The sequence below is a fragment of the Streptomyces sp. NPDC057682 genome, assembly GCF_042799575.1.
Taxonomy (GTDB): domain Bacteria; phylum Actinomycetota; class Actinomycetes; order Streptomycetales; family Streptomycetaceae; genus Streptomyces.
On sequence record NZ_JBHVIN010000011.1, the window covers coordinates 193,747 to 218,153 of the forward strand.

Here is a 24,407-nt window from a genome sequence, read left to right on the forward strand (position 1 = left end):
AGATCCGCCGGACAGGCCCTAGGGCGTGTCCGGAAAGTAGCGCCGTCCGCCCGTAGCGCGGGCTCGGCGTCGTCCGGTGCGTGCGATCGCAAGGCGGAGGGTCGCCCCGATACTGGATGTATCGGGGTGATCCCGACAACGCGGCGAGCGTGCGTGCCAGGCGTCGCCGAGCAGGCGGGACTTTCCGGACAGGCCCTAGCACCGCGTGTCCCTCGCGCTCGCCTGCTCCCGGGCGAACAGCAGGGTCAGCCAGGGGAGTTCGTACCGCACGCACTCCTCGGCCGCCTCGGTGTGCGCGGTCACCTCGGGGCAGAGCGGCGGGGGCAGGACGCCGACATCGATCAGGTTCTCCAGGGCCCGTTGCGCGGCCCGGCCCTCCACGCCCAGGGCGCGGGCCGCGGTGGGGAGGGAGAAGGCGGGGCCCGGCAGCGCCGCCAGGGCGTCGAGGGTGTCGCGGGCGGGCAGGGGTAGCCGGGCCCAGGTGCCCGCGAGCCTGGTGCGGACCCCGACGCCGCCGGACGCCAGCTCGTCCAGGGCCTCCGCCGGGTGCTCCAGCCGGTCCGCGTACTGGCCGAGCGGCATGTGGCGCAGCACGCAGAGGCGGTTGCCGGCCGCGCGCAGGGCGAACGGGAGCAGCCCGGTGGCGGCGACGATACGCGCGGCGGCGGCCGGTTCGGCGGCCGCCCGGGTCCGGCCGATGATCCCGCCGAGCAGGCCCAGGGCCTCGTCGGGGGAGAGCGGCGGGAGTTCGGTCCGGTGCGCGGCCTCCAGGCCGGGCAGCCGGCTCCGGGAGGTGACCAGCGCGGCGGTGGTACCCGAGGGCGGCAGCAGCGGGCCGAGGGCGGCGGCGTCCGGAGCGTCGTCCAGGACCAGCAGGATCCGCCGCCCGGACAGCCAGGACCGCCAGGCGGTCGCGGCCTCCTCCCGGCCGGCTGGCAGGCGTTCCGTACAGCCCAGGGCGCGGGCCAGCTCCGCCAGCACCGAGGCCCACGGGCGTATGGAACCGTCCTCGGCGCAGAGCCGGGTGGCGACCACGCCGTCCGGGTAGTGGGCGGCCAGGCGGTGCGCCACGTGCACCGCCAGAGCCGTCTTGCCGACACCGGCCGGTCCGGTGAGCAGTACCGGCGGACCGCCCTCGCCGCCCAGCCGCGCGGCGACCGCCTCCGCCTCACGCGCCCGCCCGGTGAAGTCGGCGAGGCCGGGCGGCAGCAGCCGGGGCCCGGTGGCAGCGCCGCTCGGCCGGGGCGGGGCGGCGTCCGCGAGCACGGCGCGGTAGGCGCCCCGCACCGCCGTGCCGGGCTCCAGCCCCAGCTCGCGGGAGAGCTGCTGCCGGCAGTCGTCGTACGCGGCCAGCGCCTCCGTGCGGCGGCCGACCCGGTGCAGCGCGGTGATCTGGGCGGCGCGCAGCCGCTCCCGCAGCGGGTGGCGGGCGACCATCTCGTCCACGGTGTCGGCGACCGCGGCCGCGTCACCCGTCTCCAACTGCGCCTCCGCCCACGCCTCGTACACCGCGAGCCGGCGCACATGGCGGCGTTCGACGGCGGCGCGCAGCACATCGGCGCGGCCCGCGAGATCACTGAAGGGCTCATGCCGCCACAGGTCGAGTGCCTGGCGGTAGAACCGGGCGGCGCGGCTCGGGGCGCCCGCACGCACCTCGGCGTCACCGCGGCGGGCCAGTTCCTCGAAGCGCAGGCTGTCGCACTCGTCGGCGCCCAGATGCAGGACGTACCCGCCGGGACCGTGGTGCAGCCGGCCCAGATCGCCGGGGTCCAGGACCCGCCGCAGCGTCGACACGTACACCTGGAGGTTCTTGCGGGCCGTGCGCGGCGGGTCGTCCGGCCAGACGGCGTCGGTCAGTTCCTCCAGGGAGACCGGCGCGTTCGGCCGGGTCAGCAGGACCGCCAGGACCAGACGCTGCTTCAGCGGGCCGAGCGGCAGCACGAGCCCGTCTCGGGTGGCGCGCAGCGGGCCGAGCAGGTCGATCCGCAGACGCGCGCCGGCGCGTTCTCCCGCCGCCCCGGACTCCGCCTCCCCGGGGCGGGTTTCCGCAAAGGTATCCGTCATATTTCCCTCAACCCCTTCCCCAGCCGGTGTCGTCGGAGTTCGGGGAGCAGAGAACAATGGCGTGCACGAAAGCCTCCGGGGAGCGGTCGGGGGGGTGAGCGAATCCGCGAGGAGCCGTGAATTCGGCGGGAATGCGATGGAATTCCCGCCGTTCTTCACAGCATGGTCACAAGCCGGGGGCGCGGCCATGGGCTTGAGGATGGCTCAAGGTGCATGCAGCAACAGACCCGCCGGGACGAAGGGTGGACAAGCCTCATAGCGGGGTGAAACGGCCGACCGGCCGCGCGGGCGGACGGCCCCGCTCCCGTACCGGCTCCGAACCCGACCCCAACCACTGCCGAACCGGCGCCGCGCACGCTGGCGCCGCATGCCCAGGTGACCGAGGAGGTGACGCGATGCGACTGGCGGAGATCATCGAACTGCGTCCGGTGCCCGCCGCCGGGCTGCTCGCCACCCTCACCAGACGCTGCCCGCTGAGCTGCGCCCACTGCTCCACCTCGTCCGGCCTCCGGGGCGAGGACACCCCCGCCGACGCGCTGCGCCGGTTCGTCGGCGGCTTCACCCCCGGCGACCGCCCGCAGGTCCTCATGCTCACGGGCGGTGAACCCCTGCTGCGGCCCCGGCTCGTGGACGGCCTCGCCGGACTCGCCGCGCGGGCCGGGACCCGGACGGCCGTCCTGAGCGGCATGTTCTTCGCGGCCGACGGACGGATACCGGCCCGCATCATGCGCGCGCTGCGCCACATCGACCATTTCTCCGCCAGCATCGACGTATTCCACGAACGCGAGGTGCCGCGCGCGGCGGTATTCCGCGCGGTGCACCACATCATGGAAAAAGGAATCGACGCGAGTTTCCATGTCGTGGGCCTTTCACCCGACGACCCCTATCTCGCGGACGTCACCGCCGCCATCCGGGCCGAGTTCCGGGACCGCGCGGCCGTCCTCGTCAATCACGTACGCCCGGCCGGACGCGCCGCGCACTGGGCGGCCGCGCGCCCCCCGGGCGGAGCCGGGCAGCGCCCCGCCCCGTGCGCCATGGCGGCCTGGCCGACCGTGGCCTTCGACGGGACCGTCACCGCCTGCTGCAACCAGCGCGTGGTGGACGCCCGCCCCGCGCCGCCGCACCTGCGGCTCGGGCACATCGCCGTCGACGACTGGACGGACATACGGCGCCGCTGCCAGGAGTCGCCCGTGCTGCGCACCCTGCGGACCGCCGGCGCCGGCTCCTGCGCGGACTGCCGGACCCTGGCGCGGCGGCCCGGGGCGCTGGGGGCGGCGCGGGCCGCCGGGTCCAGCCCCGCCGCCGGCGCGATGGACGTGCTCGGCGCCCGGCTCCAGCGCGACGCGGGGGCCGAGACGCTGCTGCGCCGGTACGGCACCGGTCGGTACGCGCCGCTCGTGCTGCTCGGCGGCCGGGACGGCGAGGAGGCACCCGCGTGAGAAGCACCGGCGCCACCTCGCCGGCCGCCGCGCTGCTGCGGCTGGAACTCTCCCTCGTCCAGCCGGTGTTGCGGTCGGCCGCCGCCCGCATGTGGCGCTCCGGCCCCGGGCTCCCCGCCCGCTACCGCCACTACCTGCACACCATGCACCAGGTGATCCGCGCCTCCGTCCCCCTCATGGAACGGGCCGCCGGGCACTGCGAGGCGCTGCCGCACGACCCGGTGGCACCGCCGCTCGCCCGGTACCTGCGGGCGCACGCCGAGGAGGAACGCGGCCACGACGACTGGCTGCTCACGGACGCAGCCGTCTGCGGGGCGCCGCCCGGCGAGCTGACCGCCGCCGTCCCGCCCGCCCGGGTCGCCTCCCTCGTCGGGGCCCAGTACTACTGGATCGAGCACAGCCACCCGGTGGCCCTGCTCGGCTACATCGCCGTACTGGAGGGCAACGCACCGGCCCCCGGCCTGGCCGCCCGGCTCGCGAGGGAGACCGGGCTGTCGCCCGCCGCCTTCGAGACCGTTCGCCTGCACGCCGACCTCGACGACGGGCACAGCGCGGACCTGGACCGGCTCGTCGGCCGGCTGCCGTTGAGCCCGCAACAGCGCTCCCTGATCGCCGTCAGCGCGCTGCACACCGTCACCGCACTCGCCGAGCTGTTCGACCGCATCGCCACGGGACCACACACATCGGGGAGCACCCATGACTGACCCTGCGGACGACCGCGACCGCCTGCGCGCACTGGAGGACGCCGGGTTCCCGCTGCACAGCCTCTCGCCCGAGCAGCGGGACGTGCTCCGGGAACTCAGCGCGGAGGAACTGTCCCTGCTGCTGGGCCTCAAGGAGCGGCTGGACGCGGCCGAGCCGGAGGTACAGGCGCACAGCGAGATCGCCGGCGGAGCGCTGTTCTGATGACCACCGCCACACGGACGAAGTGCCCCGACTGCCCCGAACCGCCACCGGACGGCGCGGCCTTCTGCCCCCGGTGCGGGACCGCCTGCGTCCCGGCGGCAGGTTCCGGCGCGGCCGAGGAACGCCGGGTGGTCACCGTCGTCTTCTGCGACCTCGTCGGCTCCACGGCCCTGTCCGGACGGCTCGACCCGGAGACGCTGCGCACGGTGACCCTGCGGTACTTCGCGCTGATGCGGACCCGTATCGAGGAACACGGTGGCACGGTGGAGAAGTTCATCGGCGACGCCGTGATGGCGGTCTTCGGTGTCCCCGCCCGCCACGAGGACGACGCCCACCGGGCCCTGGCCGCCGCCCGCTCCATGGTCACCGGCCTCGACGGGCTCAACGCCGACCTGGACCGCGGGCACGGAGTACGGCTCGCCGTCCGCATCGGCGTGAACACCGGCGAGGTCGTGGTGAACGCCGACCCGACGGCCCGGCAGGCCCTGGTCTCCGGCGAAGTCGTCAACATCGCCGCCCGCCTCGAACAGCACGCCGGCACGGGCGAGATCCTCATCGGCCCCGCCACCCTCCGCGCCGCCGGACCCTCGGCGGTCACCGAACCGGCCGGGGCGCTCGTCCTCAAGGGCGTCGTGGCCCCCGTACCCGCCCACCGCCTGGTCGCACTCCACGAGGACGACCCGGAACGGGTCCGGCGCTTCGACACCCCCTTCATCGGCCGCGAACAGGAACTCGCCGAACTCCGGCTGCTGCTCCGCAAACTGGCCACGGACCCCCGCTCGCACCTGGTCACCGTCTACGGCGAGGCGGGCCTCGGCAAGACCCGGCTGCTGCGCGAATGGCTGCGGGACCGCCCGGCGTACGGGGAAGGCAGATGCCGCCCGTACGGCGAGACCGGGACCCTCGCACCGCTCGCCGAAGCGGTGCGCCAGGTGCTCCTGGCCGTCGGGGAGGACGCCGGTCTCGCCCGGCTGCCGGCCCGGGAGCGGACCGAGGCGGACCAGGCGCTGCGCCTCCTGCGCGGCGGACTGCTCGCGGACGGCACCCCCAGCCCCTCCACCGACGACACGCTCATGGCCCTGGCCTGCCTGCTGGACGCCCTCTCGCGGGAACGGCCCGTGGTGCTCGTCCTGGACGACTGCCACTGGGCGTCCGCGCCGCTGCTCGACCTCGCGGACCGGCTGCTGGACGAACTCGACCGCTCCGCCGTCGCCCTGGTGTGCGCCGCACGCCCCGAACTCCTGGAGACCCATCCGGGGTGGGGCAGCGGCCGGATGCGCTCCGCCTCCCTCATGCTCACCCCGCTCACGCGCCAGGAGGCCGCGGCCCTGGCCGGCGAACTCGTCGAGGTCGCCGCCCACCGCCAGGGCGTGCTGGAGAGCGCGCTGGACCGCGCCGAGGGCAACCCGCTCTACCTGGAACACCTGACGGCCGTGGCCGCCGAGTGCGACGACCTGCCGCTCACCGTGCACGCCCTGCTCGGCGCCCGCATCGACGCGCTGCCGCCCGAGGAGCGGACCCTGCTGCAACTCGCCGCCGTCCTGGGCCGCGAGTTTCGCCGCGCCGACCTGACCGGGCTGGCCGCCGCCGAGGAAGCACGAACCGCCGACTCCGCCACCGGCCTGCTGCGCGGACTGCTGCGGCGGCGGCTCATCGAGACCGGCGACCGCAGCCGGGCCGCGAGCGCCGTGCTCCGGTTCGGCAGCGCCCTCGTCCAGGAGACCGCGTACCGGGGGATGGCCAAGAAGGTGCGCGCCCGGCGCCACGAGCACGCCGCCCGGGTCCTGACCGGGCGGGAGGCGGGGGACGCCGCCGCTGGCACCCACCTGGCGCGCGCCCACCGGCTCCTGACCGAACTCGGCGCGCACGACGAGGACACCGACGTACTGCGGGCCCGCGCCGCGGGACTGCTCACCCGGGCCGGCGCGGCCGCCCTGGCCCGCTCCGACCTGGCCTGGGCCGACGACCTCCTGACCCAGGCCCTCGACCTGGCCGCCCCCGGCGAGCCCGTCGCCGCCGAGGCCGCCCGCCGCCTCGGCGAGACGAAGGCGGCCCGCGGCGACGCGGTGCGCGGCCGGGAACTCCTCGCCGGGGCGCTCGACACCGCCGAGCGGGCCGGTGACGCGCTGGGCGCCGCCCACGCCCGGCTCGCGCTGACCGCGCTCGACCCCCGGCACGGCTCGGCCGCCGACGTCGCCGAGGCCGCGCTCGGCCCGTTCACGGCGGCCGGCGACGACCAGGGCATCGCCCGCGCCTGCGTGCGCATGGCCCAGGACCGCCAGCGGCGCGGCCGGCACGCCCAGGCCGAGGCGCTGCTCAGCCGCGCACTCGACCACGCGGACCGCGCCGACGCCGAACCCGAACGGGCCCTCGCACTAGGCGCGTTCGGGATCTCCCTGTGGCGGGGCCCGACCCCGGTCGCCCGCGCCGTCGAGCGCTGCGAACAGCTCCTCGCCGCCCATGGCGCCGGGCGGCCGACGGTGCGCGCCACCCTGGCCTGCCCGCTGGCCGTGCTCCTGGCCCTCCACGGCCGCCCCGGCCAGGCCCGGACCTTGCTGGCCGAGGCGGCGGGGCTCGCCCACGGCCTCGGCTACGCGGAGAGCGCGTTGTTCGTCCCGCTGTTCGCCGCCGAGGTCGAGGCGCTGACGGGCACCCCCGAGCGCAGACTCGCCCTGCTCGACGAGGCGGCCCGCGCCGGACGGGAACTCGGCGCCACGGGTGCGCTGCCCGGCATCGCCCGCGAACGGGCCCGCCTGCTGCTGGAGCGCGGCGAGCCGGCCCAGGCGCTGGCCCTGCCCGACCCGCTGGAGGCCGGGCTGCCCCCGGCGGAGTCCGCCGACGCCTTCGGGCTGCGGGCCCGCGCCCTCGCACTCGCCGGGGAACCGGCCGCCGCCCGCACCTGCGCGCTGCGGGCGACCGCCGCCGCGGGTGACACCGACTCACCGGTCGTGCGCGGCACGGCCGCCCTCGACCTCGCGCACACCCTGCGCACCCTGGCGCTGCCCGGCGAGGCGGCCCGGGAGGCGCGTACGGCGCTGCGGCACTTCGCCGCCAAGGGACACCGGCTCGGCGCGGACCGCGCGGCCGCGTTCGCCGACGACAGCGCGGCCGCGGCCCGGGACACCGACCCGGCCGGGCGGGAAGGCAGGACCCTATGACCACCAAGACGGCGGAAGGGCTCACCTGGAGCCTGCGCGACCGCACGCCCGACGACCTCGCGATGCTCGCCGACACGGTGCCGGCCCTCTCGGCCGACCCCTCGCAGTGGTCGGACGGGGCAGGCGTTCGCGTCTGCGTCGTCGACACCGGGGTGGAGTGCGGGCACCCCGGGGTCGGCCCGGTCGACGGCTCGTACGAGGTGAGCGCCGGCGCGGACGGGACCCCGCGGGTCATCGACAGCGGCCCGCTGCCCGACGGAGCCGGCGACGGATGCGGGCACGGCACGGCGTGCGCCGGGATCGTGCGGCGGGTGGCCCCGGAATGCTCCCTGTACAGCGTGCGCGTGCTCGGCCAGGGCCTCACCGGCACCGGCGACGCCCTGCTCACCGGGTTGCGCTGGGCCGTCGACCAGGGCTTCGACGTGGTCAACCTGAGCCTGTCCACGACCCGCCCGCAGTTCCTGGAGACCCTGCGCTCCCTGGCCGACCAGGCGTTCTTCACCGGCACCACGCTGGTGGCATCGGCCCACAACACGCCCGTGGAGAGCTTCCCCTGGCGGTTCTCCTCGGTGATCTCGGTCGGCACGCACCGCGAGGACGACCCCGGGCTCTTCCTCTACAACCCCGCACCGCCCGTCGAGTTCTTCGCGCCCGGCCAGAACGTGCAGGTGGCCTGGACGGGCGGCAAGACCATCCGCACCACGGGCAACAGCTTCGCCACCCCGTTCATCAGCGGGCTGTGCGCGCGGCTGCTCGGCAGCCGCCCCAAGCTGACCCCGTTCCAGATCAAGCACGCGCTGTACCTCTCCGCCGCGAACGTACGCATCGGCGATCCAGGAACCCGAGGTGAATCATGAGCCAGTCCCACGGCCTCGTCCCCGCCACCGGCGCGGGCCCCGCGACACGGGCGGGCAGCGCCGAACGCGATCTGCTGCAGTCCGTCGTCGAGACCGCGCGCGCCATCTTCGGCGCCGCGGCCAGCTCCGTCCTGCTGCACGACCGGGACGCCGACGAACTGGTCTTCCAGGCGGTGGCCGGGGAGGGCGAGGAGGCCCTCGTGGGCTCCCGGTTCCCGGCCGGCCGGGGGCTCGCGGGCTGGGTGCTCGTCTCCGGCGAGCCGATGGTCGCGGACGACCTGAAGCGGCAGGACATGTTCGCCCGCGATGTCGCCCGGTCGACCGGCTACGTCCCGGACGCGCTGATGGCCGCGCCGCTCGCCCACCACGACCGGGTGCTCGGCGTGCTCGAAGTCCTCGATCCGGTCGAGCAGTCCCGCTCCAGCCTCTCCGAACTCGACCTGCTCGCCCTCTTCGCCCGACAGGCGGCGGCGGCCCTCGCCGTCGTCACCCAGCGGCGCGAGGAGGAGACACCCACGGCGGTCCGGACGCGGAGCCTGGAACTGGTGACCGCCCTGCGCGACGTCCTGCTCGACGGCCTTCCGCCGCAGGCCCCGCACGGGGGCTGAGCCGGGGGCGTCAGCGTGCCGCCGACTCCACGGCGTCGGCGGCACGCGCCTCGCTCTTGCCGTCGGCCAGCAGACCGCCGACCTCCCGCACCCGCGCGCACAGCCCCGGATCGCGGCCCGTGTCCTCGACGGCGCCGCGCAGTGCGGCCGCGTCCGCCCCGGCCTCCGGCAGCCTGCGGGCGACCCCGGCGCGCAGACAGGCGGCGGCGAGGACCTGCTGCTCCGACCCGTTCGGGGCGACGAGCAGCGGCTTGCCGTACAGGAGCGCCGCGAGCACGGGGGCGGACGTGGCATTGGTCAGGACGAGGTCCGCCCGCTCCACGAGCGGCCCCATCCACGCCCGGCGCCCGATGGCCAGCCGGGCGTCCGGGGCGGCCTCGGGGGCACCGGACCGGCCCAGCTCGACGACGGCCCGGTACGTTCCGGAGGCGAACGCGGCGTTCAGACGCGGCCAGAGACTGCTGCCGCCGAAGGTGCGGCCCAGATGCACGTACGCGACAGGCCCGCCGGCCGGCAACGGCTCCGGCACCGGGGGCGCCGGCTCCCACCAGCAGGGGCCGACATGGCGTACGGCCGGGGGCAGTTCGGCGCCGGGGACCTCCATGACGGGGTGGCCGCGCAGCAGGAAGGCGGTGCCCAGGAGCGGGGTGTCCGGGAACCGGTCGCGGCGCGGGGCGAGCCCGGCGCCCTCCCGGAGCGCCGTGTAGTGCTCCAGCGTCCGGGCCAGCCGCCAGGCACGGCCGCAGCCGTCGTCCGGGCCGGTGCGGTAGGGCCACAGGTGCGCCGCGAGCCCCAGAACCACCACCGGCAGTCCGGCCGCCTCGGCGGCCACCAGCGCGCCGTGGTTGAGCACCGAGGTGACCAGCACATCGGGGCGCAGCGCGCGGACCGCCCCGGCCACGGCGGCGTACTGCTCGGGGCCCCGGACCGTCCAGTGGGTCACCGACAGCGCGGCGCGTCCGGCGACGGCCGCAGGCCCGAGTCCCGCGGCGGTGACGGCGGGCGCGGCGTCCGGTCCGCCGAGGACCTGGACGGTGTGGCCGCGGCGGCTCAGCTCGCGGCCGGCCGCGAGGGCCGGGTAGAGGTAGCCGGGATCGCTCAGCGGGCACAGCAGTACGTTCATCCGGAGGCGTCCTTCGTCAGGTCGAGGCCAAGATGGTGGGCGAGGAAGGCCATGACGTCCGCGTACAGGCCGGCGCTGCGCGAGACGCCGCGCGTGCCGTGCCCCACACCGCGCTCGGTGCGCAGCACCACCGGCCCGTCCCCCGAACCGGCCCACTGGAGCGCGGCGCACATCTTCCGCGCGTGCGCCGGGTCGACGCGGCTGTCGCCGTCGAACACGGCCAGCAGCACGGCCGGGTAGCGCACGCCCTCGCGCACCCGGTGGTACGGGGAGTACGCCAGCAGCCGCGCGAAGTCGGCGGGGTCCTGGGCGCTCCCGTACTCCTCGCGCCAGCTCGCACCCATCCCCGACAGCTCGTAGCGCACCATGTCCAGCAGCGGCGCCGCGCACACCACCGCCCCGTACAGCTCCGGCCTGCGCGTCAGTGCGGCGCCCGCCAGCAGGCCGCCGTTGGAGCTGCCGAGCACCCCGAGCCGGCCCGGCGCGGCCCAGCCCCGGGCGAGCAGGTGGCCGGCGGCGGCGTCGAAGTCCTCGAAGGTGCGGTGCTTGTGCTCGCGGCGCCCGGCCCGGTGCCACTCCTCGCCCTCCTCGCCGCCCCCGCGCACACAGGCCACCGCGTACACCCCGCCCGCCCGCACCCAGGGCACCGCCTGCGGGGTGAAGCCGGGCGTCATCGAGGCGCCGAAACCGCCGTATCCGGTGAGGACGGCGGGGCGGGGCCGATCGGGAAAGCCGGCGGGGGACATCACGAACATGCGCACCTCGGTGCCGTCACCGGAACGGACGACCTCCTGACTGACCCGCACCCCCTCGGCCGGCGGCGCGGCGGGCGGACCGCCCGCCCACGGACCGAGTCGGCCGGTCACCGCGTCGTAGTGCAGGACGGAGGCGGGGGTGATGTGGTCGGTGTACGCGAACCACACCTCGTGACCCCCGTCCTGACGTGCCGTCAGGCAGGTGATCGTGCCCTGCCCCGGCAGCGGAACGGACCCCGTCCGTGCGCCGGTTCGGGCATCGTGCAGGGTCATCTCACCGACCGCGTGCCGGGTCCGTACGACCACCAGCAGCGGCCGCTCGAGCGCCGGCCCGTCCAGGACCGCGACGTCCCCGAGCACCGTGCCCGGTTCCTCGCCGACCAGGGTGCGCCACCGGCCGGGTCCCGTGGCGTCGGGGCGGGCCTCGGCGATCCTGCCGCGCGGCGCGTCCGCCGTCGTCCTGAGCAGCAGCGGCCCGCCGCCGGAACGGACGCGGACCGAGGTGCGGGCGTCGGTCCCCTGCTGGAAGGGGCGCAGGACCGGCCGGTCCGGGCCGGCCGCGCTCAGGTCGGCCGTCCACAGATCGGTGCGGGGCGCGGTGCCCTCGCTGGCCCCGACGACCAGGAGCAGGCCGTCGGGCGAGGTGGCCACGGTGTAGTACTGGGTCTCGGACCGCCCGGCGCCGAAGATCTCGGTATCCAGGTCCGCCGGGGTGCCGACCCGGTGCAGATACACCCGGCGGTGACGTCCCCCCGTCCGCTCCGGCGGCAGCCGGCGTACGTAGTAGAAGGCCCGGCCGCCCGGCAGCCAGGCCACGGGGGAGCGGCGGACCCGGTCCACGGGCCCGTCCAGCACCGCCCCGGTCACCGCGTCGAGCACCCTCAGCACCGACTGCTCCGTACCGCCCGACGACAGCTGCACGGCCACCGAACCGCCCTCCCACGACGGCTCCCAGGCGTCCAGCACCGTCGAACCGGACGGGTCGGCGTCCAGCGGGTCGAGCAGCACCCTGGTCCGGCCGCCCTCGCGGACGGCGAGCACCGCGAACTCCCGCCCGGGGTCCCTGCGCAGATGGAACTCCCGCCCGCCACGCACCACCGGGGGCGAGGCGCCGCCCCCGGAGAGCAGCGCCGCCATCCGGCCGCGCAACGCCTCCCGGCCGGGCCAGCGGGCCTGCTCCCCGGCGTAGAGCCGGTCCTGTGCGGCGCTCCAGACCGCGGTGGCGGGGTCGTCCGTGTCCTCCAGCCACCGGTACGGATCGGCCACCGGCCGGCCGTGGAGGACCTCGACCGGACCGGTGCGGGGAGCGGCCGGGTAGACCGGCCCGGCGTCGCGGGGCGGTGACACGGTCATCGCGGCCCTCCAGGGAGAACGGTCGCATCGGACACGGCGGGAGGCGGGTGCGGTCAGGAGCCACCGCTGCCGGGACGCGGCCCGGGAGGCGCCGGGACCAGTCCGGCGGCCCCGGCGTCGTCCTCACCGGCCGGCGCGGGCAGCGGCGCGTCCGCGTCCTTCGGCGCACCGCCGCGGTCGTCCTCGGTGGCGTCCAGACTGGTCTCGCGCAGCAGCGGCACCGAGGAGAGCAGGGTGACCACCGCCGCGGTGCCCGCCAGCACCAGCCAGGTGCGGCTCGCCCCGACGGAGTCCACGAACGAGCCCGCCACGATCGGCCCGGCGGAGGCCAGCCCGGCCATCATCAGACCGGTCGCGGTGCTGACCCGGCCCAGCAGATCGCGGGGCGCGAGCACCAGCACCGCGCGGCCCACCACGATGCCCGCGGGCGGGCTGAAGAAAACGACCACGATCAGGACCGGGCCGATCGCCCAGGGAAGCGTCGTCCGGGAGAAGATGGCCAGGCCCAGCGCCCAGACCATGCCGATGAGCAGGAAGAGCCGCCCCGCCGGGTTCCGCTTGATCAGCCAGGGCGCGGCAGCCGCGCCCAGCAGCCCCCCGATGCCGGCGCAGGCCATCACCGCGCCGATCGCCGTCCCGCCCGCGCCGCTCTGGCGCAGCGAGACGACCATCGTCACCTGCGCCGCCGCCGAGACGATGTTGATGCCCGCGGCGAAGATCAGGGCGGCCAGCAGCGCCCGCTGGTGCGTCAGCCAGCGCAGCCCGGCCGTCAGCCGGTTGTCGCGCTCGCTGTCCGCGACCCGTTCGGTCGGCCTGATCCCGATCCGCAGCAGCAGCACGGCCGACACCCCGTAGGAGGCGGCATCGACGGCGAACGGCAGGATCGGGTCCAGGGTGAACAGCCAGCCGCCCAGGAACGGGCCGATCAGCGAACTCGACGCCATCGCCGTCTGGCTGCGGCTCAGCGCGTCGGTGAGATCCTTCTCCGGCACCACGTCGCGCACCGCGATCGTGGCCGCGGGCGAGAACATCGCGGTGGCCGCCCCCTCCACCACGGCCACGCCGAGCAGCTGCGCCTGCCCGAGCCCTCCCAGCCCCGACGCCAGCGGGATGCTGGCCAGCGCCACCAGACGCACCACGTCGGTGCCCACCATGATCATCCGCCGGTCGAGCCGGTCGGCGAGATGGCCCGCGGGCAGCCTCAGCAGCGTCCGCGTCACCATCGAGCAGGTCGCGACCGTCCCCGCCTGGGCCGCGCTGCCGCCGATGGACAGCACGAGCAGCGGGAAGGCCAGCAGCGACAGCTGGGAGCCGAGGGTGGAGAGCGTCGAACTGAGCCAGTAGCGGCGGAAGTCGGCATTGGTGCGCAGAATGCCCGCGCTCTTCATACTGCATTCACCCCAGCCGTCCGGCACCGTGCAGGCAGTCCAGCACCCCTGCGTCCACCCGGTCCTGGAAGACGGCGCGGACCGCCGCCTCCTCGTCGTAGCGGTAGTGGTCGTGGCAGCTGACCCAGCGGCCCTTCGTCTGCTCCGCGCTCAGATAGCCGTCGGAGACGGTGCCGACCTCCATGCCGGGCTTCCCCGCGGTCTCCCAGCAACTGGCCAGCACACCATCGGCGTTGATGACCGCCCCGTACCGTCCGTCGGCGAAGGAGCAGGCCTGGCAGGGGACATGGGCGCGCGGCCGGGACACCGTGAAGCCGAGCTCCAGCGCGCGGGCGTGCCAGCGGACGAAGTCCTCGACCAGGCCGTCCTCGTGGAGCAGGTTGTTGGCGTAGCCGACGCCGACGTCGCCGACACGGGCGAAGTGGATGCCGCAACGGGCCGGGTCGAGGCGTGAACCGAGGCGTTCGACCAGCTCGTCGACGCCGTGCCGGTTCAGGTGCGAGACGTTGACCCGCAGCATCCAGCGCAGGGAGGTGCGCTCGATGGCGCGCGCGATGTTGGAGACGATGACGTCGAAGGTGCCGCCCCCGGAGCGCTTGACCCGGATCGAGTCGTGGTCGGCGCGGTCGCCGTCGAAGGTCACCTGGACGGAGCCGAGTCCCGCCGCGTTCAGCTCCTTCGCGATCAGCGGGGTGAGCAGCGTGCCGTTGGACGTCATCGACGCGGTGAGCGGGCCCAGTTCACCTGCCCGGGTGAGCAGGTCACGGCAGCCGCGCGGGTTGAGCAGCGGCTCCCCGCCGAACAGCAGCAGCGACAGCCGGTCGAGCCCCGCCGCCTCCATGCGCGTCCGGGTGAAGTCCAGGACCTGCCCGACGGCCTCGGGCGTCAGACGGGCGTGGCGGATGCGCGGCGGCCTGCTGCCCCCCTTGGGGTCCTGCGAGGTGTTCTGGAAGCAGTAGCCGCAGCCGAGGTTGCAGTCGGTGCTGGTCAGCACGGTCAGGGAATACGAGCTGTAGGGCTTCAGGTCGTACAGACCGGCGTCGCGCAGATAGCGTTCGGCCGAGGGCCGCAGGGTGCCGTCGGGCTCCACCTGCGCGGGGCGCATCAGCGCGTACCCGCCGGCGCCGAGGAACCACCACCCCCTGTCGGCGCGGATCAGACGGGCCCCGGCGGAGGGGACGGCGAGGGACTGCGTACCGGACACGGCGACCTCCGGGTCGGGGCGGGGGCGGGAGCGGGGTGGCCGGGACGGGCCCCCGGCCGCGGCGACGAGGCCGCCGCGGCCGAGGAGGACCGGCCTGAGGACCGGATCAGAGGTTCTGCTCCTGGTGGACGCCGCACCACGGGGTGTCCTCGCCCTCCTCGGAGTGGGCGATCACCTCGGGCTCCTCGGCCACCTCCTGGTGCACACCGCACCAGCCGATGGGCGACTCGACGTGGGCTACGACCTCGGGCTCCTCGGCCACCTCCTGGTGCACACCGCACCAGCCGATGATGGCGTCGGAGTGGGCCTCCACCTCGGGGGCGTCCTGCTCGGGGGTCTCGTTGGGCTCGACGTTCTCGGCCATGATGGTCCTCCATACGACGGGCGATCGGGACGACGGACGGCGGCACTGCGCCGACCGCCAGGAAGCTAGGAGCACGGGGTTCGGCACCGGTTCGTCCCCGGTTGTGCGGCGGTGAATCCTCCTGGTCGGCGCCCCGGCGCCGCCGGCGGGACGGGGAGCGGGCATACCGGAACCGCACCGGGGCCGAACCGGCGGGCAACCCGCCGTTCCTACGGTGTGCGCCGCACACTCCGCGATGTGAGAGGACGGCTCCGTATGGAAACCGAACCCGCTGTCACGGCCGGCGCGCCCGTGCCGGCAGGGCGGCCGCGACTTCCGGAGCCGCTCGGGGCCGGGTTCGTGGACCGGCCGGCCGAGGTGCTGGCCGAGATCCGGGAGACCTGCCCGGTGATCCGGGTCAGGACACCGGCCGGGCGCCCGGCGTGGCTGGTGACCCGGGCCGAGGACGTGCGGGCCGGCTTCATGGACCCGCGCCTCTCCCTGAGCGGCGGCCGTACACCCGACCCCGCGGTGCGCCGCCGCGCACTCGACCTGACCCTCGTCAACTACGACCCGCCGGACCACACCCGCATCCGCCGCCTGGCGACGCCCGCCCTGACCCCGGCGCGCATGGCCGCCCACCGCGAGCGGATCGAGCGGACCGCCGCCGAACTCCTCGACGCGGCGGACGCGGTGCGCGGCCGGGGCCCGGTCGAGCTGATGGACGCCTTCGCCCGCCCCTTCGCCTTCCACTCGCTGTGCGAGGTCTTCGACGTCCCCGAGGCGGAGCGGGCCGCCCTGTACGAGCCGGTGGCGCTCCTCGCGGACAAGACCGGCCGCACCGCCGCCGAGGTGGACGCGAGCGTCACCAGGATCGACGCCTTCGTACGCGGTGAGATGGCCCGCAGGTCCGCCGCCCCGGGGGACGACCTGGTCTCCCGCGTCCTGGCCGCCTGGCGGGAACAGGGCGGCGCGAGCGAGGACGAAGTGGCGTCCCTGCTGGCGATGCTGCTGCTCGCCGGGTTCGACAGCACGGTGCAGGCGATGGGCATGAGCGTGGTGGCGCTGCTGGCCCACCCGGAGGTGTGGCAGCGCCTGAGCGAGGAGCCGGGACGCATCCCGCGCGCCGTGGACGAGCTGCTGCGCTGGGACACCCCGGGCTCCTTCGGCACCAAGCGGGTGGCGCTGGAGGACATCCGATTCGGCGACACCGTCATCCCGGCGGGCAGCGGTGTCCTGCTGTCCGTGGCGGCGGCCAACCACGACCCCCGCTGCCACGCCGACCCCGGCACGCTGGACCCGGGCCGCTCCACCGCGAGCCGCCACCTGAGCTTCGGCCTGGGACCGCACTACTGCCCCGGGTCAGGGCTCGCCCGGCTGGAGCTGACGGTGGCCCTGACCCAGCTGCTCGGCCGCTGGCGCCGGCCGGCCCCGGCGGTTCCGCTGTCCGAGCTGGCCTGGGGCGGCGGCTACCTGCACCGCCGCCTGACCGCGCTGCCCGTCCTGCCGGACGGGCCCGTGCGGCGCCCACTCCCCGTCAGCTGCCCCAGCGCAGGGCCACCGTGTCGCACGCGTTGATCACCGTGCCCCGGGCCGCCCCGGCGAACGCCGATCCGTCGACGCCGGCCTTCCACGTGCCGGACCCGCTGTTGGCCTTGCCGTTGAGCGCCGTGAGGGTGCCGGTGCCCGACGCGGGCGTCACCGCGCTCACGCAGCCGGCGGGCGTGGCCTTGAGGGCCGTCGGGTCCTGCATGAAGTTCCGCGCGTTCTGCCGCAGGATGGCGGGGGTGAACACCCTGAGATTGAGGCCGGTGCGCCAGAACTCAAGCCACCACTGGCACATCAGGAGCGGACCCGATTCGTCGTCCGCGACGTGATCGGAGTGGTTGCGCACCCAAATCGGTCCAAGTCCGGGTGTGTGGTGCGGGTGGGTCGCCTGGGACCGCGGCGAGCGGGACAAGGCCACTTCCTCCTACGGAGTGACCTCGGAGTGCGCGAAAAGGGGCTGGAACCCCTCCGCCGCGCGCTCTCGCTCTGGGCTACGCGAACTATGGTGCCCCCAGCCCAGCGATGGCGCTGGAGATGCTCTCGCGGGCAGCTCAGGACGTACGCGGACGTGGCAACGCAACCGCAGAGGGGATGCCCTTCGGTGCCCGCGGTCGTGGACGGGTGAGTTGGCGGCCAGTCGCTGGAGCCGTGCCGTCAGGGGCTGAGGGCCAGTCCCGCCGCCGCCAGGGCGCCGACCACGGTCGACAGGAGCGCCATCCGCTGGGCGTTGCGGACGTAGCCCCGACGGCGCCTGCGCTCCCTGCCGACCGCAACCGTCGTCCCCAGGTGCACCCGTTTGATGTTCCGCGGATCGAAGACGAGCGGGTACCGCTGACCGACCACGTGGGCGGGGCCCACACTCGCACCCGTCCTGAACCGGCCCGACCCCTGTGGGGACTGCCACGCGTAGACGGCGCTCGCGTAGCCCCTGGTGCCGAACGGCACCAGGCTGACCAGCTCCGCCCGCACCTCGACGCCGGACTCGTACAGCTCCGTCATCTTCTTCAGCTCCGACCCTTCGCCCTTCATCAGCGCCAGGCCGAGGAGCAGAACGGCCGCAGCCGCAAGGAGGGCCAGGAGCAGCACTGTCGTCACCAGGTTCACAGACGGACGGTACGGCACCACAGGTCTCTTCCGAAACCCCCGCATCCTCTTCACCAGGGGGCCTTCGCGTCTTACGATCACGCGCATGTCGATCTCTTCGCCCGTCCCCGTCCTCCGGGGCGACCGAGGCACCGAACTGCGCTCCGCCGGTGAGGAATTGCTGCTTCGGCGGCCGGACTCCGAACTGCGCATCCCGTTCGCCGCGATCGCCCGGGTCCACGCCGAACGGCGCAGCCTCGCAGTGGAGCTGACTGCCCCGGCGGAGATCGAGCCGACGGTGTACCGCGTCACCGACGTCAGCGCGGCCGCCGCCGGCGTCTTCGCCGACGCGGTGAACGCCGCCCTGCCCGAGCGCGCCGCGCAGGGGGCGACGGCCGACGGCGCGACGCTCGTCGTGCACCGGAGCCTGGTCGTCGTTGACGACGAAGAGGACACCGACGACAGCGAAGTCCTGGGCGGGCTGCCGTCCCACGGGAAGCAGGTGATGTACGCCGGCTGCGCCGCCGCCGCGGTCCTCGCCGTCGTCGTGGGGGTGCTCGGCGGGGACTGGAGCCGGGCCGTCGCGGCACTGCTGCTCGGGGCGGCGGGCGTGTCGCTCACCTGGTGCGCCGCGATGATGTGCGCGATGGTCTGGCGGGAATGGTACCTGCCCCGCTACGGCATCACCGTGGACGGACTGCAGGTCTTCAGGGAGGACCACGGCGACACCGTCCAGACGTTCACCGCCACCGACGGCGTGCCCCGCCTCATCCACGGCCACAACAAGGGGAACACTGTCCGGATCGCCTACCACCCGCGCAACCCCGCCTTCGCCGTCACCTGTTCCTCCACGGGCGACAGAGTGCTCACAGTCGTGATGTCGCTGGTCGTCGCCGCCCTCGCGGGATTCATGGACTACGGGACATACGCACTCGTACTCCCGGCCTTCACGGACTGACTCCCGGCCGACGCCTGTCGCCGCTCCCTTCCAGGCCGACCGCCGGCCCCCCATGGGGTATGGGCGCCCCCAAATCAATTCCGTGCGCACCGAACCACGCAGCGGCGACGCGACGTCTCTGCCGTCGGTGGACCGGAAGAGACGCGACGAGGGAGGGGGCGGCGATGGCCCAGCCGGACGGGGAATGGCCCTGGATCGAGGACCGGCCGGTGTTCACCACGCGGGGCGAGCGGGGCGGCAACGTCACCGCCGTGCCGGCCGGTGCGGTGCTCGGGTCCTTCACCCGGCGTTTCCGGCTCGTCGTGGCTGGGTTCGTCGTGGGTGTCGCGGGGGCGGTCGTGGGCGCCGGGCTCGTGGTCTCGGGCCCGTCGGGGGGATCGTCCGCGGGGTCCTGGTGGTGGCTGGCTCTGGCGGTTCCGGCGGCGGGGTTCGCGCTGCTCCAGTTCGCGGGCGTCTACGTCGAGGGCATGCCGCTGATGATGCGGGAGCGGCCGCGCAATCTCCTTCTGCTGGCCGGCCTGTTCGGCGGGGTCGCGCCGGGGCTCGCGGTGCTGGGCGCGCTGAACGGCGCGGAGGGTGTCCTCCTGCTGGCGGCGGCAGCAGCAGCGTTCGGCTGCGCGGTTGCCGGGGCCTTCGCCGTGCGGGGGATACGCCGCGCACGGAGGGATGTCGTGCGCATCCTCCGCCTGCGGGCCTCGGGAACGGCATACGCGGGGACGATCACGGGTCTTCCGGATCCGGGGACGTGGAATCACGGCGGTGACGTTCCCGTCCGCTACCGGGACGGCGACGACGGAGCCGAGCACACCGTCACCGTGCGCGTGAACACCTGGGCGCACGAGATCCCTGTTCCCGGGACGCGTGTGATCGTGCGCCGCGACGAAGACGGTGATCTCCTCGTCGAGTTGGACCCGGCGCACCCCGTCGAGTACCACCCCGACAGCCGCTCGTACGAACAGGACACCAGTGGCGGCGGAAGCATGTGACGGACGGCGCGGGGCGGTCCGGGCCGCCCCGCGCACCCCGTCCCCCGTGATCGAGCGGCGCTCCTTTCCGGCCGCCCCGGTCAGCCGCCCGCGCGGTCGTACGCCTCCCGTGACGCCGCCACGGCGGGCTCGTGCCGCTCGGCCCATGCGGTGAGCCCCTCCAGGTACTCGTACAGCTCTCGCGCCATTCCCGTCGCCTCGTACTCCACCTTCGGCGGCACCGTCGGGTACACCGTGCGCGTCAGCAGGCCGTCGCGCTCCAGGTTGCGCAACGTCAGGGTGAGCATCCGACGGCTGATGCCGTGGATGGCCCGCTCCAACTCGGTGAAGCGCACGGGTCCGTGATGGGCCTCCATGAGAACGCTGATGCTCCATTTCCCGCTGACCCGATTGAGTACGTCGAGCACCCGGCACGCCTGGGTGACCACGGCCGACTCGGTTACACAGATGTTCCGCTGTGACATGAAAGTGCCTTCTTCCGTTGGATTCCACAGTCACAGAACATGGTTCCCGTAACAAGAAGTGCCCCGAGGGGCGCATGAGTTGGACGAACGGAACCAGGAGGACCCCATGTCCGCGACGCTCGACGACGCGACACGCACGCTGCTCGACGGGAAGAACTTCGCCACGGTGTCGACGCTCAACGCCGACGGCGGGCCCCAGGCCTCGGTGGTGTGGTACCGGCGCGACGGCGACACCGTGGTGTTCTCCGCGACCGAGGGGCGGGCGAAGGTGCGCAACCTCCGTCGCGACCCCCGGGTGAGCATCACCGTCTTCGACCTGGCCAACCCCTACCACTCCGTCGAACTCCGGGGCACCGCCGAGATCGTCCCCGACCCGTCGAAGGAGCTTCCGCTCTCGCTCTCGCTCAGATATCTCGGTGAGGCCCCGCCGCCGGAGCCCGACGAGATAGCCCGGGTGATCGTCCGCGTGACGCCGACCAGGGTGAACAGCTTCTCGGTCTAGGGTCCGCGCCCGGTCGTGATCGGCGGGGCGGGTGGTCGGGGGGCGGCGCGCCGGGGGCGGCGCGGTGGGGAGGTGGACTCCGGCGGGATGGCTCTCGGGGGCCGCCGCAGCGCGCGACACTGCCCCGCCCCGTTCCTTCAGTTTGTCGATGGGCCCCAGATCGGTCGTCGCGGGCTCGGCAGGGGGCTGTGGTGGCACACTCGGCCGTATGTCCGAAGAGCTGCCCGTCGTGAGGGCGACCGAAGTCGACCATTCGTCCGATGAGAACACGCCACGTCCGGATGCGGCTTCGACGGATGCGGCTTCGACGGATGCCGGCTATCCCCTTCACGCGTACGCCGCGTTCTATCCCGAGGTGGCGGAGGCGGGCTCGCTGCGGAGCGCGCTCCAGGCGGTGGTCGATCGCGAGAAGCCCGCCCTTGTGGTCGAGTTGACGTCCTCGCCGGGCTGGCGCTACGTCGCCGCGGAGGTGAGAGCGGACGACCGGTCGGCGGGTGTCCTGATGGCCGACGGTGAACGCTGCTTCCTGGTCGACTGCTGGGCCCGCGACGTGCACATGGCCTCGGGAAGCACACAGGACCTGGCCGAGGCGGCCGGTGCGCTGCGCGCCTGGATCCAGGGGGCCGGGGTGCGGGGGCTCGTGGCGCGGTGGGGCTTCCTGAGGACGTGGGAACTGGCCGAAGCCCATGAACGGGGTGAGGCCGTGCCCGCCCGGTGGCGGATGATGCGCCGGTCCGCCGCGCGCGGACAGGACGCCGACTGGCGGGACCTCGTCGAAGCCGCCTTCGCACAGCCGCGGTTGAGGGCCCTGTCGCCCGGACGGTCCCTGTTCTGGCTGACCTTCAGCCGCCGGGCCGAGCCGCCCGTCTGCCATGACCTCCCACGGGCCAGACCGCTCGGCCGGGGCCGGTTCGAAGTGAGATCCGCCGACGGCCGGGTTCAGGAGGCCGACGGGGCGGCGGGCGCGGTCGCGGTGATCCTGCGCGGCCTGCCCGACGACGCCGTTCCTCCGCGCCACCTCTGACGGGACGTGCGCGCCGGCGGCGGACCACCGGATCGCGTGATGAGCGGATAAATCGACGAGCTGCCGATTTCACGTTCCAGAAACGTCGGGATTCAACTGTTGAAAAGGATCCACAAAAGACTTTTTCACGTCAAGGTCAAAAGTCTCCCTTGCGCGCAAACGGACAGCAAAGCTATGGTTTTCCACGTGGCCGGGGATTCGCTCCGCAATCACTTTTCCTGATCGCACGGAAAAGCCATCACACCTCCGGTCTCTCATCCGACTATCTGTCCTCTACGCCTTCCATGGGGCGCGCCTTCATGCTGGGCGCCGCCTCGGCGCCCCGGCCGGGAAAGCCCCCGCCACCCCCCACACACACGGAGAACAGTCATGACGTACGGAAGTGTCCTGCGGCAGGAGATCAACGCGTCCAGGACGACGCCACTCATCGGAATCTTCGATATGTATTCCGCATCGGTCGCCGCCCAGCATTACAACGGATTCTTTGTTTCCGGATTCGGATTCGCGGCGTCCCACTACGGCCTGCCGGACATCGGTTTCATCGCGTGGCCGGACATGGTGGCATTCGTCGAGCGGCTGCGCGGGGCTTTCCCGCGGCAGCATCTGCTCGTGGACATCGACGACGGGTACGTCGACCCCGAGGTGGCCTGCCACGTGGTGCAGCGGCTGGAGCGGACCGGGGCCTCCGGGGTGATCCTGGAGGACCAGAAGCGACCCCGCAGGTGCGGGCACGCGGACGGGAAGCAGGTGCTGCCGTTGGAGGAGTACCTGGAGAAGCTGGAGCTGGTCCTGGCGTCCCGTACGGACCTCGTCGTGGTCGCGCGTACGGACGCGACGGAGGAGGCCGACATCCTGCGCCGGGCGGAGGCACTGGCCGAGACCGAGGCGGACGTGGTCCTGGTGGACGGCGTCCGCAGCGTGGACTGGATCAAACGCATCCGCCGGGTGGTCGGTGACAAACCGCTGCTGTTCAACCAGATCGCGGGCGGGAAGTCGCCGCGCCTGTCGCTCACGGAACTCACGGAACTCGGGGTCGACGTGGCGATCTACAGCACGCCCTGCCTGTTCGCCGCGCACCGGGCGATGGACACGGCACTGGCGGAGCTCCAGTTCGCGGACGGCCGGCTGCCCGAGGCCGGCGACACCGGCGAGGTCGGGGTGCGCGAGTCGACCGAGCTGCTGGAGCTGAACATCAGCCGGCACCACGACGCGCGAGAGGCGCTCTCCGCGTGACCCTGCGCATCCTCACGGCCGCCGCCGCGGCCCTGGCGGCGGCCCTCGTGGCCGCCGCCGGTTCCCCGGCCGCCGCCGGGGACCTGAAGCTGACGGTCATCGACAACTCCGAGGCGGACTCCTGGCTGGAGATCGACCGCACGGCCAACACCAATCAGGGCAGCGGCACTTCGGGCAGTGACCACGACGGCAGTGCCGTGGACCTCATGGACACGCTGATCAACCCCGACCGCACCGACGACGGGGAGGACTGAGGGTGACCGACCACCGGAAACCGGGCACCCTCGGCACCCCCGCCCCACCTGCGCCGCCCGACCCGTCCCGCGCGGCACCGCGGAAGGCCAGGCGGGCCCTGCTCCCGCGATGGCCCCGGTTCGTCGATCCGTACGTGGCGGCGCTCGCCGCGACCGTGGCGCTGGCCGCGCTGCTGCCGGCCACGGGCCCGGCCGAGACGGCCACCCGCACCGCCTCGCAGGCGGCGATCGTCCTGCTCTTCTTCCTCTACGGTGTGCGGCTCTCCACGAAGGAGACCCTCGCGGGGATGCGCCGCGTCCGCCTCCACACGCTGATCCTGCTGTCGACCTTCGTCCTGTTCCCGCTCCTGGGACTGGCCGTGCTCCGGCTGGCGCCCGATGCGCTGACCGCTCAACTCGGCGCGGGGATCCTCTTCCTGTGCATCGTCCCGTCCACCGTCCAGTCGTCGGTGGCACTGACCTCCACCGCCCGGGGCGATGTCGCCGCCGCCATCTGCGCCGGCACGTACTCCAGCGTGATCGGGCTCGCGGTCACCCCGCTGCTCGCCGCCTGGCTGATCGGCTCACAGGCCAGTCTCTCCGCGGACGGGGCACTGCGCATCGCCGCGCAGTTGCTCGCCCCGTTCCTCGCCGGGCAGGTGCTGCGTCCCTGGCTGGAGGCCTTCGTCCGGCGCAACAAGCGGTTCCTCGGGCCGGTGGACCGGGCGTCCATCCTGCTGGTCGTCTACGTGGCGTTCAGCACGGGCGTGAACCAGGGCGTCTGGAGCAGCGTCACCCCGGGCCGGCTGCTGGGTCTGGTCGTCGTCCTGGCGCTGCTGCTCGCGGTGGCGCTGGTCTGTACGCAGGCCGCGGCCCGGTGGGCGGGGCTGGACCGCCCCTCGCGTATCGCGGTCGTCCTGTGCGGATCCCAGAAGAGCCTGGCCAACGGACTGCCCATGGCCTCCGTGCTGTTCGGGGCGCAGGCCGCGCCGGCCGTCCTGCCGCTGATGCTCTACCACCAGATGCAGCTGACGGTCTGCGCGATGCTGGCCGCCCGCTGGTCGGTCTCGGCTCCGGAGGAACAGTCCGCGAGAACGGCGGCCTCCCCCTCCTCCGTGGTCGCGGGCGGCTGAGCGGCCGGAAAGCGTACGTCCGAGTGATCCACCGTTGTGCAGGGC

22 protein-coding genes and 1 pseudogene are annotated in these 24,407 nt (G+C 74.2%); 14 read left to right on the forward strand and 9 right to left on the reverse strand.

Features of this window, described 5'->3' with window-relative positions; all coding sequences use genetic code 11:
- Positions 1-195: 195 nt before the first annotated feature.
- Complete coding sequence (locus ACFVDM_RS21450; RefSeq protein ID WP_383642137.1) at positions 196-2,064, reverse strand: BTAD domain-containing putative transcriptional regulator; 1,869 nt, start codon at positions 2,062-2,064, stop codon at positions 196-198.
- Positions 2,065-2,459: 395 nt separating this feature from the next.
- Here ACFVDM_RS21450 and ACFVDM_RS21455 point away from each other — a divergent pair, with 395 nt between their 5' ends.
- From ACFVDM_RS21455 to ACFVDM_RS21480, 6 genes are read left to right on the forward strand one after another with little or no spacing between them, the layout of a single operon-like run.
- A complete protein-coding gene (locus ACFVDM_RS21455; RefSeq protein WP_383642140.1) occupies positions 2,460-3,503 on the forward strand; it encodes a radical SAM/SPASM domain-containing protein in 1,044 nt (347 codons plus the stop codon).
- Positions 3,500-4,207, forward strand: coding sequence for an iron-containing redox enzyme family protein (locus ACFVDM_RS21460; protein ID WP_383642143.1), 708 nt, complete (start codon positions 3,500-3,502; stop codon positions 4,205-4,207). Before ACFVDM_RS21455 ends, ACFVDM_RS21460 begins: the two co-directional genes overlap by 4 nt.
- On the forward strand, positions 4,200-4,409 hold the full coding sequence (locus ACFVDM_RS21465) for an aroma-sacti cluster domain-containing protein (protein WP_383642146.1): 210 nt from the start codon (positions 4,200-4,202) through the stop codon (positions 4,407-4,409). Before ACFVDM_RS21460 ends, ACFVDM_RS21465 begins: the two co-directional genes overlap by 8 nt.
- The gene (locus ACFVDM_RS21470; protein ID WP_383642149.1) at positions 4,409-7,567 is read left to right on the forward strand and encodes an AAA family ATPase; all 3,159 of its coding nucleotides are present in this window, start codon (positions 4,409-4,411) and stop codon (positions 7,565-7,567) included. The genes ACFVDM_RS21465 and ACFVDM_RS21470 overlap by 1 nt, the downstream gene beginning before the upstream one ends.
- Entirely contained in the window at positions 7,564-8,424 is an 861-nt protein-coding gene (locus tag ACFVDM_RS21475; protein ID WP_383642152.1) for a S8 family serine peptidase, read from the forward strand. Before ACFVDM_RS21470 ends, ACFVDM_RS21475 begins: the two co-directional genes overlap by 4 nt.
- Positions 8,421-9,032: a GAF domain-containing protein gene (locus tag ACFVDM_RS21480; protein ID WP_383642155.1), complete on the forward strand. Its 612-nt coding sequence runs from the start codon at positions 8,421-8,423 to the stop codon at positions 9,030-9,032. Before ACFVDM_RS21475 ends, ACFVDM_RS21480 begins: the two co-directional genes overlap by 4 nt.
- A 10-nt stretch (positions 9,033-9,042) precedes the next feature.
- On the opposite strand, the gene ACFVDM_RS21485 is transcribed toward ACFVDM_RS21480, so the two are convergent.
- From ACFVDM_RS21485 to ACFVDM_RS21505, 5 genes are all read right to left on the reverse strand, one after another.
- Positions 9,043-10,155: a glycosyltransferase gene (locus tag ACFVDM_RS21485; RefSeq protein WP_383642159.1), complete on the reverse strand. Its 1,113-nt coding sequence runs from the start codon at positions 10,153-10,155 to the stop codon at positions 9,043-9,045.
- A complete protein-coding gene (locus ACFVDM_RS21490; protein WP_383642162.1) occupies positions 10,152-12,263 on the reverse strand; it encodes a prolyl oligopeptidase family protein in 2,112 nt (703 codons plus the stop codon). The genes ACFVDM_RS21485 and ACFVDM_RS21490 overlap by 4 nt, the downstream gene beginning before the upstream one ends.
- A 53-nt stretch (positions 12,264-12,316) precedes the next feature.
- Positions 12,317-13,651, reverse strand: a complete 1,335-nt coding sequence (locus ACFVDM_RS21495; RefSeq protein WP_383642165.1) for an MFS transporter — start codon at positions 13,649-13,651, stop codon at positions 12,317-12,319.
- 7 nt (positions 13,652-13,658) lie between these two features.
- Complete coding sequence (locus ACFVDM_RS21500; protein ID WP_383642168.1) at positions 13,659-14,855, reverse strand: radical SAM protein; 1,197 nt, start codon at positions 14,853-14,855, stop codon at positions 13,659-13,661.
- A 106-nt stretch (positions 14,856-14,961) separates the two neighbouring features.
- A complete protein-coding gene (locus ACFVDM_RS21505; protein WP_383642171.1) occupies positions 14,962-15,219 on the reverse strand; it encodes a hypothetical protein in 258 nt (85 codons plus the stop codon).
- 255 nt (positions 15,220-15,474) lie between these two features.
- On the opposite strand from ACFVDM_RS21505, the gene ACFVDM_RS21510 reads away from it, so the two are divergent.
- Entirely contained in the window at positions 15,475-16,776 is a 1,302-nt protein-coding gene (locus ACFVDM_RS21510) for a cytochrome P450 (protein ID WP_383642174.1), read from the forward strand.
- Here ACFVDM_RS21510 and ACFVDM_RS21515 read toward each other — a convergent pair.
- Together ACFVDM_RS21515 and ACFVDM_RS21520 are read right to left on the reverse strand one after the other, a co-directional pair.
- Positions 16,736-16,927 (reverse strand): annotated as a pseudogene (locus ACFVDM_RS21515) (hypothetical protein); the annotation flags it as partial. The gene ACFVDM_RS21510 and the pseudogene ACFVDM_RS21515 overlap by 41 nt on opposite strands.
- Before the next feature lie 473 nt (positions 16,928-17,400).
- A complete protein-coding gene (locus tag ACFVDM_RS21520; protein WP_383642177.1) occupies positions 17,401-17,850 on the reverse strand; it encodes a DUF3592 domain-containing protein in 450 nt (149 codons plus the stop codon).
- Between the two features lie 85 nt (positions 17,851-17,935).
- Between ACFVDM_RS21520 and ACFVDM_RS21525 the strand changes: the two genes are divergently transcribed.
- Entirely contained in the window at positions 17,936-18,787 is an 852-nt protein-coding gene (locus ACFVDM_RS21525) for a hypothetical protein (protein ID WP_383642179.1), read from the forward strand.
- A gap of 164 nt (positions 18,788-18,951) precedes the next feature.
- The gene (locus ACFVDM_RS21530) at positions 18,952-19,773 is read left to right on the forward strand and encodes a hypothetical protein (RefSeq protein WP_383642182.1); all 822 of its coding nucleotides are present in this window, start codon (positions 18,952-18,954) and stop codon (positions 19,771-19,773) included.
- Between the two features lie 80 nt (positions 19,774-19,853).
- Here ACFVDM_RS21530 and ACFVDM_RS21535 read toward each other — a convergent pair whose 3' ends face one another.
- Positions 19,854-20,237, reverse strand: a complete 384-nt coding sequence (locus tag ACFVDM_RS21535) for a winged helix-turn-helix transcriptional regulator (RefSeq protein WP_383642185.1) — start codon at positions 20,235-20,237, stop codon at positions 19,854-19,856.
- Between the two features lie 106 nt (positions 20,238-20,343).
- Here ACFVDM_RS21535 and ACFVDM_RS21540 point away from each other — a divergent pair, with 106 nt between their 5' ends.
- The 5 genes from ACFVDM_RS21540 to ACFVDM_RS21560 all read left to right on the forward strand — a co-directional run bounded on the left by ACFVDM_RS21540 (position 20,344) and on the right by ACFVDM_RS21560 (position 24,362).
- The gene (locus ACFVDM_RS21540; RefSeq protein WP_383642188.1) at positions 20,344-20,739 is read left to right on the forward strand and encodes a PPOX class F420-dependent oxidoreductase; all 396 of its coding nucleotides are present in this window, start codon (positions 20,344-20,346) and stop codon (positions 20,737-20,739) included.
- A 355-nt stretch (positions 20,740-21,094) separates the two neighbouring features.
- Positions 21,095-21,763: a DUF6193 family natural product biosynthesis protein gene (locus ACFVDM_RS21545; RefSeq protein WP_383642190.1), complete on the forward strand. Its 669-nt coding sequence runs from the start codon at positions 21,095-21,097 to the stop codon at positions 21,761-21,763.
- Between the two features lie 369 nt (positions 21,764-22,132).
- Positions 22,133-22,996: an oxaloacetate decarboxylase gene (locus ACFVDM_RS21550; protein ID WP_383642193.1), complete on the forward strand. Its 864-nt coding sequence runs from the start codon at positions 22,133-22,135 to the stop codon at positions 22,994-22,996.
- Positions 22,993-23,250, forward strand: a complete 258-nt coding sequence (locus ACFVDM_RS21555) for a hypothetical protein (RefSeq protein ID WP_383642196.1) — start codon at positions 22,993-22,995, stop codon at positions 23,248-23,250. The genes ACFVDM_RS21550 and ACFVDM_RS21555 overlap by 4 nt, the downstream gene beginning before the upstream one ends.
- A gap of 2 nt (positions 23,251-23,252) precedes the next feature.
- Positions 23,253-24,362 (forward strand): bile acid:sodium symporter family protein, encoded by a 1,110-nt coding sequence (locus tag ACFVDM_RS21560; RefSeq protein ID WP_383642199.1) that lies wholly within the window; start codon positions 23,253-23,255, stop codon positions 24,360-24,362.
- The last annotated feature ends 45 nt before the right edge of the window (positions 24,363-24,407 follow it).

What these genes read in the sequence shown, in the direction of transcription:
- ACFVDM_RS21450 (WP_383642137.1), bottom strand. Translation starts at nt 2,064, where the DNA reads ATGACGGATACCTTTGCGGAAACCCGCCCCGGGGAGGCGGAGTCCGGG.
- ACFVDM_RS21540 (WP_383642188.1), top strand. Translation starts at nt 20,344, where the DNA reads ATGTCCGCGACGCTCGACGACGCGACACGCACGCTGCTCGACGGGAAG.
- ACFVDM_RS21525 (WP_383642179.1), top strand. Translation starts at nt 17,936, where the DNA reads ATGTCGATCTCTTCGCCCGTCCCCGTCCTCCGGGGCGACCGAGGCACC.
- ACFVDM_RS21530 (WP_383642182.1), top strand. Translation starts at nt 18,952, where the DNA reads ATGGCCCAGCCGGACGGGGAATGGCCCTGGATCGAGGACCGGCCGGTG.
- ACFVDM_RS21455 (WP_383642140.1), top strand. Translation starts at nt 2,460, where the DNA reads ATGCGACTGGCGGAGATCATCGAACTGCGTCCGGTGCCCGCCGCCGGG.
- ACFVDM_RS21505 (WP_383642171.1), bottom strand. Translation starts at nt 15,219, where the DNA reads ATGGCCGAGAACGTCGAGCCCAACGAGACCCCCGAGCAGGACGCCCCC.
- ACFVDM_RS21495 (WP_383642165.1), bottom strand. Translation starts at nt 13,651, where the DNA reads ATGAAGAGCGCGGGCATTCTGCGCACCAATGCCGACTTCCGCCGCTAC.
- ACFVDM_RS21470 (WP_383642149.1), top strand. Translation starts at nt 4,409, where the DNA reads ATGACCACCGCCACACGGACGAAGTGCCCCGACTGCCCCGAACCGCCA.
- ACFVDM_RS21485 (WP_383642159.1), bottom strand. Translation starts at nt 10,155, where the DNA reads ATGAACGTACTGCTGTGCCCGCTGAGCGATCCCGGCTACCTCTACCCG.
- ACFVDM_RS21510 (WP_383642174.1), top strand. Translation starts at nt 15,475, where the DNA reads ATGGAAACCGAACCCGCTGTCACGGCCGGCGCGCCCGTGCCGGCAGGG.
- ACFVDM_RS21465 (WP_383642146.1), top strand. Translation starts at nt 4,200, where the DNA reads ATGACTGACCCTGCGGACGACCGCGACCGCCTGCGCGCACTGGAGGAC.
- ACFVDM_RS21475 (WP_383642152.1), top strand. Translation starts at nt 7,564, where the DNA reads ATGACCACCAAGACGGCGGAAGGGCTCACCTGGAGCCTGCGCGACCGC.
- ACFVDM_RS21490 (WP_383642162.1), bottom strand. Translation starts at nt 12,263, where the DNA reads ATGACCGTGTCACCGCCCCGCGACGCCGGGCCGGTCTACCCGGCCGCT.
- ACFVDM_RS21550 (WP_383642193.1), top strand. Translation starts at nt 22,133, where the DNA reads ATGACGTACGGAAGTGTCCTGCGGCAGGAGATCAACGCGTCCAGGACG.
- ACFVDM_RS21535 (WP_383642185.1), bottom strand. Translation starts at nt 20,237, where the DNA reads ATGTCACAGCGGAACATCTGTGTAACCGAGTCGGCCGTGGTCACCCAG.
- ACFVDM_RS21480 (WP_383642155.1), top strand. Translation starts at nt 8,421, where the DNA reads ATGAGCCAGTCCCACGGCCTCGTCCCCGCCACCGGCGCGGGCCCCGCG.